We start from the raw sequence: 12,138 nt of genomic DNA, 5'->3' as shown, positions 1-12,138 counted from the left end.
GGACGATATAAAAAGAAAGGTTTGCTCCTGCGAGCAAACCTTTTCTTTTTTATATAAGGGTTCATCAGAATTTTACAAATACAGACGACTGGAAATTGCGGCCTGGCGCGGGCATTATGCCTCCCCAGAAGTCCCAGCGACGATTGAAATATTTTTCATCGGTGAGATTATTCACACCCAGCCTGATTCCCCAGCGCGTTCTCTCATAATTAACATGCAGGTTAGCATAATGATAAGCCGGTACAGGCCCGGTGTTACCATCAGCACTGGCAATGTTGCTATTGTTTTCATCGGTATATTGTTTACCTACATAATTGTAGGAGAGGTTAGTGTTGAAGGTACCATTGGCAATGGTACGTCTGTACTGTAAACCCGTTGCCAGCAGCTGTGTTGGAGCATAACGCAGGTAGTTGCCCTTATTATCTCCCTTGCTGATTTTTGCTTCCTGATAGGTAGCTGTTATAAAGGCGGAAAAGCCTTTCCACTCCGATGTTTGCAATTCTGCTTCTATTCCTTTGTGCTCCGATGCGGCTATATTTTTGGATACACCAGCATTACCATCATAAATGATCTTGTCTTTAAAGTTGAGATAGTACGCGCTCAATTGCAGCTGTAGCCACTTTACGGGCGAGATCCGTGTACCTATTTCATAATTCATGGAGTATTGAGGCTTCAGCGTAATGCCTTTGTCAATGGTGCCCGCATCCAGTACATCGTAGATCAGTGGCGGCTGAAAGCCACGTGACAGGCTGGTAAACACTTCAGCACGGTCGCTGAAAGTATAGTTGGCGCCCAGTGAATAAACCCATGCCTGTACATTAGTACGGTCTGAACGGCCAATGCTTTTATCCGGATTCTGGATGGTGTAATTATTTTCTTTATAATTAATATCACTGTAACGTAATCCGCCAGATAGGGAGAATGGCCCGGTGATATGGAACTTATCGTACACGTACAATTCTGTACTAAAAGTAGAAGTGGCTTTAAATCCGGTCATTTGCCCGATATGTGCTCCCGGTGAGAAACCTTTCATGGTGCCATTGTTATACCTGTCTGTATGCAAACGGGTACCCGCAATAAATAAATTTTCATGATTTCCCAGCGGGCGACTCAGCTTGTAATCCGCCACAGTACCAGCTGCGGGCAGGTCGCGTATGTATCCGGTGACATCTGTGTATTTACCGGTAGCACCTTTCCTGGAAAGGTACCAGTCGCGGATAAAGTAATTTCCATAAGCCGCAATGCTTAGCTGATCGTATTTGCTTAATTGTTTATCAAGACTGATATGCGCACTAAATCTTTTGGAGATAAAATCGTCATAAGGATTTTGTACTTGCCTTGGGTTTTGCTCAAACTGTTGCTGGGTAAGCCCTCCGGGTGTTTGGGAGTTCTCCGTATAGCCGTCGAGGTATACAGATAAACGTGTAGTAGAATCGGCCTGTATACCAATACGTGCGGTTACATTATTTACATTGAACTGGCTCCTGTCTTCGCGTGGACCATCGCCCTGACGGTGATAACCGTTGATCCAATAATCAAATTTGCCTTTGCGGGCACCGGTATTAACCTGTGCAGTGAATTCGTTCCAGCTGCTATAGCCCAGCTCTACGCGGGTTTCCGGATTAAAGGGCGCTTTGCGCGTAACGAGGTTTACCACACCACCAATGGTGTAGCCACCAAAAAGTACTGCCGTGGCACCGCCTTTAATAACTTCGATTCGTTCTACCTGGTTAAGCGGCATCATATAATAGCCACCGGGATCACCGTAATACATGGTACCACTGGGGATCTTGCCATCTACCAGGGTGAGTACACTGCTGCTGCGTTCAGGATCGAGTCCGCGTAAACTGTAATTGGGTTTCAGTCCGCGCCCGTCTTCATCCTGTGATACTGCGCCGGCAACCCGTGCCATGGCCTGATCCAGTGATTTAATGCCTGCTTCTTCCAGCTGTTTCCTTTCCAGCACCTGGATGGTAGCATCCATGCCCTTTATCTGTTGCTGAATGCCTCCTGCCGTAATGATCACGGTATTTAATACACGGTTTTTAATAGCGGTTGTATCCCTGGTGTGTGTAGATGATTGTTGGGCCCATAATTGGCCTGTGGCTAACGGGAAAGCCAATAATAGTGCTACAGTTTTATACATATAGTGTGATTAGCGTGATGGTTGTTGCTTTTGCGGAGGCAAAGGTAGCGGGCTGCCGGGTTGTTTATTTTCGTAATCGGGAAAAAAAATACGCAAAAGCGGAATACTATTAGAAATAGTATATTTAGATAGCAATAGTCAAACACCAGGTTATTTATGAGCACGCAGCATTCTAAAATTCAGCTACTGGCACATGCCAGTTTCAAAATAACTACGCCCGAAGGTCATGTTATTTTGATAGATCCCTGGTATACAGGCAATCCTGTTCTTCCTCCTGATATTACTATTCCGGAGAAGATAGACCTGATCCTGATTACACATGGTCACAGTGATCATCTGGATACAAAATTAGTGGACATTATCCGTACGTATTCCCCTAAGGTCATTGCTAATCCTATTGTTCGCTGGTATTTACAGGAACAGGGTGTACCGCTTCATGTTTTTGAGCCGATGAATGCCGGTGGTACCGTGTCTATTCTGGATGTGAAGGTAACAATGACGAATGCTTTTCATTTTGCACAGATAAATTTGCCTGATGGTAAAATTGGTTATCCTCATGCCTCCAACGGATTTATTGTGTGGATGAGCGATGATATTTCCGTATATTATTCCGGCGATACTTCCGTGTTTGGCGATATGGAATTGATAGGAGAAATTTATGAGCCGGATATTGCCATCTTACCTATTGGCGACAGGTTTACTATGGGGCCGCTGGAAGCCGCTTTTGCTACACGGCTGCTCAAAGTAAAACATGTGATTCCTTGTCATTATGGTACTATGGCTACACTCACGGGTACGCCTGAACGACTGAAAGCGCTAACAGAAGATATAGAACGGTTACAGATTCATGCGCTGCAAGCGGGTGAAGAAATGGACACAGCAGGTATTAAAAATGGCAACTGGTAGCGACGCGTAGGAAATTTGTAAATTAATTGTTCATGTTGCCCCTCAGAACAGATCGTCTATTACTATATCCTTGCCGCTTGCCTTTGCTGACGGAGATCTATTTAGAACATCCTCACGCATCGGAAACGCTAGGGGCATACATACCAGCGGACTGGCCACAGCCAGACCTTAAAGAACAATTGCCTCATTTTATTGAACTGCTTCAGCACGATCCAAAATCATTTCCATGGATGCTCTGGATTATTGTTTCCGTAGCGGAAAAAAAAGTGTTAGGAGATGCGGGTTTTAAAGGAAGGCCGGATAAAAATGGCGTGGTGGAAATTGGCTACTCCATATTACCGGAATACCGTCGTATGGGATATATGGAGGAAGCAGCAGCAGCACTTGTTGACTGGGCATTTCAGCAACCACATGTAAAAAAACTAATTGCCGAATGTGATGTAACCAATATCGCCTCCATGAAAGTATTACAGAAACTGGGAATGCGGGAAACGGGTGCCAGCGGAGAAATGTTACATTGGTATTTACTTAATAAATAACGTGTGTGCATGAACGTTATTCCGTCAGGTTCTGCTTTGCAAAACGGATGAAAAGCTGGCACAGCTTATCTTGCTGCCCTTGCAGATAAGTAAAGTGGAGCTTTCTCACTACCCTGAAATTTTTCACTGGCAGTATAGTAAATTCACCAGCCTCCAGTTCACGTTGCACAGCTTGTAACGATATGAATGCTGCACAGGGGGCATGATGCAGGTATGATTTGATACTTTCGGTACTCCCCATGTACATGGCTACATTCAGGTCAGTGATTTTCAGTTTCAATCGTTTCAGCTCTTCAGTAATAACTTCCAGTGTACCGGACCCATGCTCCCGCATGAGTAATGGAATGGTTTTAAGATCAGCAGCAGTAAGGGGTTCGCCATTTCCGTACTGTTGTTTTACATTACCTACCAGCACAATCTCATCTTTTGCAAACTCTACATATTTCAGCAATGGGTTTTTGGAACTGCCTTCTATAATGCCCAGCTGAATAGTTTTTTCGAACAGGGCCTGTTCTATTTGCTCGGTATTGCCGTTGGTTAAAGATGTTTTTACATCCGGGTAACGCTGATTAAATTTTGCCAGCAGGGGAGGTATCTGGTATTGTGCAATGGTGGAACTGGCGCCTATTGGCAACAGTCCACCCTGCATATGTTTGAGCTGATTTACATCATACTCCAGGTTGCGGTAATCGGTAAAAATAATTTCAGCATGATGCATCACCAGCTGTCCTGCACGGGTTAATTTTATTTTGTTACCTATTCGTTCAAACAGCGCCATGCCCAGTTGTTGCTCCAATTCATGAATATGTTTGGTAACAGCCGGTTGTGAAATGTATAATTCCTCTGCAGCTTTGGTGAAGCTGAGGCGCTTGGCTACGGTATGAAATACCCTGAGTCTGAAGTCGAACATGCACTAAAAATACAAAATTACCTTACAACTCTGGCGGCGTAAACCCAAAGTGCTTATAAATACCCTGTCCGCGATCACTCATGAGGAAGGCCAGAAAATCCTTTGCTGCCTGTGGATGTGGTGCTGTTTTCAGTATGCCGGCCCAGTAAGATGCTTTGATATTTTCCTTTTCAGGAATAGCTACTGTTGCTACGGGATGATGTAGCATTTGTTGATAATAAGCCTCTGTAAACCATACAGGGCCTGCATCTGATTGTTTGTATAAAATGCGTAGCGGCGTTTCCCGGTGATGGATTTTTGTGAGATAAGTAGAGCCTTTTTCTACCTTTTCTTTCATAATACTTTGTTGCAGCTGTGTGCCACCGGCTTTCACACAGGCTTCTTCTATGCGTTTGCCAATGCCTTCCCAGGCGGGATTGGGCATACTTACGTTTACATCTTTACGGGCAAGGTCAGCCAGCCTGGTAATTTTTTTAGGGTTCCCCTTTTGTACCATTATAGCGAGGGTATTGCCTGCGTAGTTTTTAACTACGGCAAAACTATCCCGGAGCTGATCAATACGGCCTTTACCTGCGGTGTAAATATCCGGTTTGATATCAATGCGGAGATTGCCCAATACCAGGGATCCTGTGAGTATCTGTTGCGCCAGGATACCTGGTGGCAGTGTTTCTGCAAATACTCTTTGATATTGTGGGTATTCTTTTTTGAAATCGCTGATCAGGGAGTCAATTACCATAAACTGATTTCCTGCAAAAAAGATGACCAGTTGTGGGTCAATGATATCGCCGTAGAGATCAGGTACATTATCAATACCTGGTACAGTAAATGCTACGCTTGCAACTGGTGGTGTATTCCAGGGCGGATCAAACCGATGATCCTGTGCATGAAGTGCTCCTGCCAATAGTAATGTTACCATCAGCCATATAGCAAAATGTTTCATCATTGTTTTCGTTTATGGGTGTACATAAGACCAGCCTTCCTGCTGTTTAATTATCAGTTCGCCATTGCCGCTGGGTGTATATTTAATGAAGGGAAATAATTCTTCTTTTGATATGTTCCTTTCTCTCATTGTATTCTCGCACTCTACTAATATCACACCGCGTGTTTTCAGCTCCTGCAACAGTTCTTCATACGGGTGATCTTTTTTGAAGGCGGTAACTCCGCCGCCATGTGCCACCAGTTCGATGGTTACGGTCTGCAAACGTGGATCTTCCAGTGCATTTTTGATATTGCGGAGGGTATTTCGGATCGTCTTATCATCATCACTATTGAGCTGATAAATAGCTTTGTACCTGGTTTTGCGCTGACCCATGGCATATTGCATGACTAACAGGCTAAAGAGGCAGAACAGGAGGATTACTTTTTTCATAGTCATCTAATGTTTAACAATTAAGGTTGCATGGTTTTATAAGGTCCGTATTTATGTTGGTTTTCAGAGAAGTTATCTGCATAAGGGCCAAATGGAAAGTCTGCCGGCTTTTGTTTTATATCGTGCCAGTCGGCGGATTGATCTTTATGCGGGCGGGGCTGTGAGTTAATGAATGCTGCCACATCCCACGCTTCTTCGTCTGTGAGTTTTGGGCTGTCATAATCTACGCCAAACGGCATATTATATTTCACATAACCGGCGAAGTTGGAGAGGCGGTATAATCCGGCGGCATCATTGTAGCTGTTTGGGCCCCACAAGGGAGGATAGGTGTAAACGGTGCCGTCTGTATGTAATACCCCTTCACCACTGGCGCCATGGCAGCTTTGACATTGTTGTGTATATACCTTATGACCTTTGTCCATATCAGCAGGGCGGGATAGCAGCGCTACTTTTTTGATGCCGGCACCTTCCGGTTGTTCGCCTTTCTTCACCTCGCTGCCCAGCCATTCAATATAGGCTTTTATAGCCATCATTTCTTTGCTGGTGCTATCTGGTGCGATACCGTTTAAGCTGCGCTCAAAACAGTCGCTAATGCGTTTATTAAGGGACTCACTGCTGTTTGACCTGGCCCTGAATTTAGGATAGGAAGCAGCTACTAAACTGTAGTTATTACCAAAAGGTTTTGTGCCTGCCCGGAGGTGGCAGTTCTGGCAATTCATGCCATTGGAAATATGCAGTACACTGCCTTTGGGCCCCAGGTAGCGGGCTGTTGCCGCAATGAGTGCCTGACCATACAGGATGGCTGTTCCCTTTTCACCGGCTGGTATAGTGGTAACAGCCGGCGGCTGCCATAGAGGAGTAATTGCAGTGGAAATACTTGTTACCGGTTGACGATTGGTGTTGCCGGGCTGTCTCCATAACGTGTGGCAACAAACGAAAAATGTTTCAAAGCCTATCAGCATCACCAGCATGAACAGGCAGGCAAATAATTTGAATATAGTCCGTTTATAATGTTGGGTCTTCCTATCGTTGTGCTCCATTTAAAATTACAGGTTGGTGAATGACAGTACAAAAGTAGTGTCCCACCAAAGTGATGTCAAATAACAAATAGCTATAAGTAATAACTTCAGGTTATAGCTATCTATATATTTAAGTTATAGATAAAATGAAGCGATAAAAGTAAATAAAAGAACTATGATTTCTGTGATTAGAATGATTATACTGATGAGCGGAGATTTAAGCGGTTATTAGCATGAAAAAACCCGTACAGACGTTAGCTGTACGGGTCTTTAAAATAAATATTTTTACATGAGTGCTAAATGATCTTCGTCAGGATCAGGAAGTTTTCTTCTTTCCTGCGTTCTTGTTATTTGCCTTGTAGCGCATATCCGGAGTACCATTTTTCTTTTTAGGTCCTGCGGCAGGAGCTGCACTGGTTTTGTTTTCTTTATAACGCTTGTCAGGAGTGCCGTCTTTCTTTGTTTTAGTATCTGTTGCGGCTGCTGCAGGAGCGGCAGGTTTTTCTGCTGGTTTAACTTTTTCAGCTTTTTTCTCTGCTTTTTTCTCAGTTTTTTCAGCTTTAGTTTTAGTGGTTTTTGCTTCTTTTTTAACAGGAGCGGCGGCAGGAGCTTGTGCCATTGCCACAGTTAAACCCATGAACATGGCCAAAAATCCGATGAGGAGCTTTTTCATATCAAATATGTTTTGCCAAAAATTAAGGTTTTTTCTTCATTGATGAACTTGTTGCCGTATATTTTTAAGGAATATTTAATAATTAATTCTTCTCCACCCACATACCATTATCACGAATGAGGTTAATAAGCTCATTTACAGCCACATCGCTATTCAAACCACGCTTCACAATGTCTTTGCCCTTGTAGAGTGTAATTTTGCCAACACCGCTGCCTACATAACCAAAATCGGCATCTGCCATTTCACCCGGACCGTTAACGATACAGCCCATGATGGCTATTTTAACGCCCTTCAGGTGATGCGTCACTGCACGAATGCGGGCGGTGGTTTCCTGTAAATCAAACAGCGTGCGGCCGCAGGAAGGACAGGAAATATATTCCGTTTTGGATATACGGGTACGGGTAGCCTGTAAAATACCAAATGCTATATTGTTCAGGGTGGCCGCTTGCGCAGCTGCATTGTCCTGGTTGGTTAACCAGAGTCCGTCACCAAAACCATCCAGCAATAAAGCACCTGCTTCAGTAGCATGGTGGATAAGGTGTTCATCTGCCGAAGGCTGTTGGCTGATACTATGAATAATAACGGGAACAGCTATATTTTTTTCCAGCAGTAAAATGAATAACCGCCTTATCGCAGCCATGGCATTGCTGCAGGTGGCAGCAGCAACCAGAATGGTACTGGCAGCAACAGCCGGATTTGCTAATTGTAGCAATAATTGTTGCTGATCAGCTGTGTCCAGGTGATTGCAATCAAATTGCACAAAATTGATACGGCCGGTATTGCCTTGCGGGTTGGCCTGTACATAAGACCTGGCATCGAAATAAGGAACGTGATTTTCTTTATCGGCTAATGTCTGCCAGTAGCCGGCATCTACAACCACTCTTAATGTACCGGGTAGTCCGAATGAAGGAATCTGTTTACCGGTATAGATATAATCTGCTGCTGCATCACCTATATTCCACTTGTCACTTGGTTCATCGTACGTATAGCCGATAGCGTTAAGGTCTGCAGGTTGAATATTTGTATTACCGCTGTAATCCGCTATCACTACGGGTACCTGCTTTTCTCCTACATTTTCTACGTGTATAGTTTCACGGCGTTTGTAAGAGAAAGGAGAGTAGGGAACCTGGTCTACAGGAGGAATCGGAGTATGATCATTACGTTGGGTATATCTCTTCACAATATCCTTACACACTGGTAGTTCAAATTCAGGATCCTCTGTCAGCGATACGCGAATGGTATCACCTACGCCATCTTCCAGCAAAGTGCCGATACCAATGGCGGATTTAATGCGACCATCTTCACCATCGCCGGCTTCTGTTACACCCAGGTGTAATGGGTAGCAGTGGCCCAGCTCCTGCTGCATAGTTTGTACGAGCAAGCGGTAAGCCTGTACCATTACCTGCGGATTACTGGCCTTCATGCTCAGTATAATATTCTGGTAGTGCAGGTCTTCAGCGATACGTAAAAATTCCATGGCACTTTCTACCATGCCCATGGGGGTATCGCCATAACGACTCATAATGCGATCGCTCAAAGAGCCATGGTTGGTACCTATACGCATAGCAGTACCATACTCTTTGCAGATCTTTACCAGCGGCGTAAACCGCTCACGGATACGGTCTATCTCTTCCAGGTATTCACTATCAGTGTAATCTATCTGTTCAAATTTCTTTTTATCTACATAATTTCCCGGGTTCACGCGTACTTTCTCCACTATGCGCGCAGCTATTTCTGCGGCATTGGGTGTAAAGTGAATATCAGCTACCAGGGGAGTAGTATAACCTCTTTTGTGTAATTCGTTTTTGATGAGGAGCAGGTTATCTGCTTCTTTTTTACTGGGAGCAGTAATGCGCACCAGTTCAGCGCCTGCCTCGATACAACGAATGGTTTGTGCTACTGTGGCTGCAGTATCCATCGTGTCCGTAGTGGTCATTGTCTGGATACGTACCGGGTTAAAATTTCCAATAATCAGATCACCCACCTTTACTTCCAGTGTGGCCAGTCGCTTGTATTCTGTTAGAGAGTTGCAATAAAGTTGCATACGTTTTTGTTTTCCTCCGGTGCAAAGTTAATAAACCTGCGGGGTATAATTTCCGCGCCTTAAAGCTACATTAAATTCCACGAACGGCAGATGCAAACGGTTACAAATAGGGCATAATAGCGTAAATTTGGTCTTCTTATGTTAGCGAATAGAAGCATAGACATACCTTACCAGCAATTGCCGTTTAAAGGGCAGTTTAATATCTCCCCCCTGGGCGCATTTCGTAATGAACTAACGGATCAGCCTCATCGCCATGACCACTTCCAGATTATTTGGTTTATCAAAGGCAAAGGCAGACACATGGTGGATTTCGTATGGTATGATGTAGATGATAATATGTTATTCCTGCTGCGTCCCGGACAGGTACATCAGCTGGACTGTGAGCGGGAGGGGTATTTCATGTATTTTACAGAACAATTCTATTTTACAAATAAGCACGATAAAGAAACGCTGTACGACTTCTCCAATCTCTTTGACCACTGGCATGGATACGGTCCTATTACTATCAGTGAAAATACCGGCAAATCCTTTCTGGGCTTAACTGAGCTGATGGCAAGAGAAATCAATTGCGCACCTTCCTGTAACAAAGGTATCGTGAAACATTATCTCAACGCATTTCTGCTGCTGGCAGAACGCGAAAAGAAACGTAATGCCAGCGAAACGATGATGCCACTTAGCCACGATGGCAGGGTGGTACAGCTTCGCCGCCTGCTGGAACAGCACTATCAAACTGAGCACCAGGTAACTTTTTATGCCAACGCCTTTGCGCTCACGCCCAAAAGACTCAACGAAATCACCAAGGATACTACCGGTCGTACCGTTACAGAACTCCTGCACGACCGCATTGTGCTGGAATCAAAGCGCAACCTTGCCTTTAGTCATAAAAGTGTCAAGGAGATCTGCTATGAGCTTGGATTCGAGGACCCTGCCTACTTTAGCCGCTTTTTTAAAAATAATACAGGTATCTCTCCACAGGATTTTCGTGAGATGATGTTCAAATAGTACAAGTCAATAGCTGAATTGTCCTAACACCAACCCCCCACCTCCGGCTATATTTGCATTCTTATTCGCCAGCCCGTATCAAAGGCTTTTTTTAGACGCTATAGATTATTTATGAACATCTGGAAACCGCTTTTCCTGCTGGCTATTACAGCAGGATGCAGTTCAGCGGCCGTGATGGGTCAAACCCGCCCGCTTACCTTGCAAGAAGCCTTACAAACAGGATTGAAGAATTATCAGTCCATAAAAGCAAAAGAAAACTATGCCCAGGCAGCTACTGAAAATATCAGTGCTGTAAAAAGAGAATATCTTCCTGATCTTAATCTTTCCGCGCAAAACAGCTATGGTACTGTAAATGGACAAAATGGCCCTACCTGGGGTTACAAGGGCTGGAGTACCGGTGCTTCCGGACCAGCTTTACCTTCACAAAACTGGAATGCTGCATTTGGTGGTTTATATCTGGCTAACATCAGCTGGGATGTAGTAACCTTTGGTCGCCAACACGCCAAAGTGCAGGCAGCAAAAGAACAACTCAATACCAACAAGGCTGATCTGGAGCAGGAAAAATTTGAACAACAGGTGCGTATTGCGGGAGCTTACCTGAACCTCCTTGCTGCACAGCGTTTGCGCGGGTCTATGGCATCTAATCTGAAACGTGCACAGGACCTGCAGCATATCATTGTCTCCAGGGCGTTGAACGGATTAACTGCAGGGGTAGACAGTTCTATAGCCAATGCGGAAGTATCTAAAGCAAAACTTACGCTTATTGATGCCGTGAATTATGAAAATGCGCAGAGCAATAAGCTGTCAGAAATGATGGATGTGCCGCCGCAGGATTTTACATTAGACACTACTTTCGTTACCAAAATACCTAATCAGCTGCTGGAAACAGCATCTGCACAGGATGCTGCCTCATTTAAAGAACAACCCCTCCTGAAATTATTCAGTTCAAGGGTATCGCTGAGCGAAGCTAATCAGCAGTTCATCAGTAAAAACGCTATGCCACGTCTCTCTTTTATGGGCGTGTTGCAAACCCGTGGTTCCGGTTTTGATTTTGATTACAATGCGGCTAATCTCAGCCACTACAGCCAGGGATATTGGTCCGGCGTGCAACCACAACGTTCCAACTATCTCGTAGGACTCAATCTGTCATGGACCGTCACTGATTTATGGCGCACGCACGCACAGGTTGCGCGTCAGCACTACACTACAGAAGGATTGAAGAATGAATACAATCAAACTTACAACCGGCTGCAACACCAGTTACAGTTGTCTGAACAACAGATTGGTAATGCGGTGAAAAAATACCGGGAAGCACCTGTTGGCCTGAAAGCTGCCAGCGATGCGTTTCTTCAGAAAAGTACGTTGTATGAAAACGGGTTGTCTAACATCGCTGATTTGGCGCAGGCCCTGTATAACATTAACCGGGCAGAAACCGACAGGGATATTGCCTACAATGGTGTGTGGCAGGCTATCCTTTATAAATCAGCTACTGTAGGAGATCTGCAACTTTTTTTGAATCAACTGTAAATA

At 44.6% G+C, this 12,138-nt stretch carries 11 protein-coding genes; 4 read left to right on the top strand and 7 right to left on the bottom strand.

What is annotated here, in order from left to right:
- Positions 1-64 precede the first annotated feature (64 nt).
- Entirely contained in the window at positions 65-2,146 is a 2,082-nt protein-coding gene (locus tag CLV51_RS02305) for a TonB-dependent receptor family protein (RefSeq protein WP_106526396.1), read from the bottom strand.
- A 156-nt stretch (positions 2,147-2,302) separates the two neighbouring features.
- Here CLV51_RS02305 and CLV51_RS02300 point away from each other — a divergent pair, with 156 nt between their 5' ends.
- Both CLV51_RS02300 and CLV51_RS02295 read left to right on the top strand, forming a co-directional pair.
- Positions 2,303-3,052 carry a metal-dependent hydrolase gene (locus CLV51_RS02300; RefSeq protein ID WP_106526395.1) on the top strand — a complete coding sequence of 250 codons (750 nt, stop codon included), beginning with the start codon at positions 2,303-2,305 and terminating at the stop codon, positions 3,050-3,052.
- 32 nt (positions 3,053-3,084) lie between these two features.
- Entirely contained in the window at positions 3,085-3,591 is a 507-nt protein-coding gene (locus CLV51_RS02295) for a GNAT family N-acetyltransferase (protein ID WP_106526394.1), read from the top strand.
- A gap of 16 nt (positions 3,592-3,607) precedes the next feature.
- Here CLV51_RS02295 and CLV51_RS02290 read toward each other — a convergent pair whose 3' ends face one another.
- The 6 genes from CLV51_RS02290 to ispG form a co-directional block, all read right to left on the bottom strand.
- Positions 3,608-4,501, bottom strand: a complete 894-nt coding sequence (locus CLV51_RS02290; protein ID WP_106526393.1) for a LysR substrate-binding domain-containing protein — start codon at positions 4,499-4,501, stop codon at positions 3,608-3,610.
- A 22-nt stretch (positions 4,502-4,523) separates the two neighbouring features.
- On the bottom strand, positions 4,524-5,444 hold the full coding sequence (locus CLV51_RS02285) for a molybdate ABC transporter substrate-binding protein (RefSeq protein ID WP_245898600.1): 921 nt from the start codon (positions 5,442-5,444) through the stop codon (positions 4,524-4,526).
- Positions 5,445-5,453: 9 nt separating this feature from the next.
- Positions 5,454-5,870: a DsrE family protein gene (locus tag CLV51_RS02280; RefSeq protein WP_106526391.1), complete on the bottom strand. Its 417-nt coding sequence runs from the start codon at positions 5,868-5,870 to the stop codon at positions 5,454-5,456.
- Between the two features lie 20 nt (positions 5,871-5,890).
- The gene (locus CLV51_RS02275) at positions 5,891-6,910 is read right to left on the bottom strand and encodes a c-type cytochrome (protein WP_106526390.1); all 1,020 of its coding nucleotides are present in this window, start codon (positions 6,908-6,910) and stop codon (positions 5,891-5,893) included.
- Positions 6,911-7,205: 295 nt separating this feature from the next.
- On the bottom strand, positions 7,206-7,562 hold the full coding sequence (locus tag CLV51_RS02270) for a hypothetical protein (RefSeq protein ID WP_106526389.1): 357 nt from the start codon (positions 7,560-7,562) through the stop codon (positions 7,206-7,208).
- 82 nt (positions 7,563-7,644) lie between these two features.
- The gene (ispG, locus tag CLV51_RS02265; RefSeq protein ID WP_106526388.1) at positions 7,645-9,606 is read right to left on the bottom strand and encodes a (E)-4-hydroxy-3-methylbut-2-enyl-diphosphate synthase; all 1,962 of its coding nucleotides are present in this window, start codon (positions 9,604-9,606) and stop codon (positions 7,645-7,647) included.
- A gap of 138 nt (positions 9,607-9,744) precedes the next feature.
- On the opposite strand from ispG, the gene CLV51_RS02260 reads away from it, so the two are divergent.
- Entirely contained in the window at positions 9,745-10,608 is an 864-nt protein-coding gene (locus CLV51_RS02260) for a helix-turn-helix domain-containing protein (RefSeq protein ID WP_106526387.1), read from the top strand.
- 111 nt (positions 10,609-10,719) lie between these two features.
- Positions 10,720-12,135: a TolC family protein gene (locus tag CLV51_RS02255; RefSeq protein WP_106526386.1), complete on the top strand. Its 1,416-nt coding sequence runs from the start codon at positions 10,720-10,722 to the stop codon at positions 12,133-12,135.
- Positions 12,136-12,138 lie beyond the last annotated feature (3 nt).

Source organism: Chitinophaga niastensis (assembly GCF_003014755.1).
GTDB lineage: Bacteria > Bacteroidota > Bacteroidia > Chitinophagales > Chitinophagaceae > Chitinophaga > Chitinophaga niastensis.
This window is presented reverse-complemented; position numbering and strand designations above follow the sequence as displayed.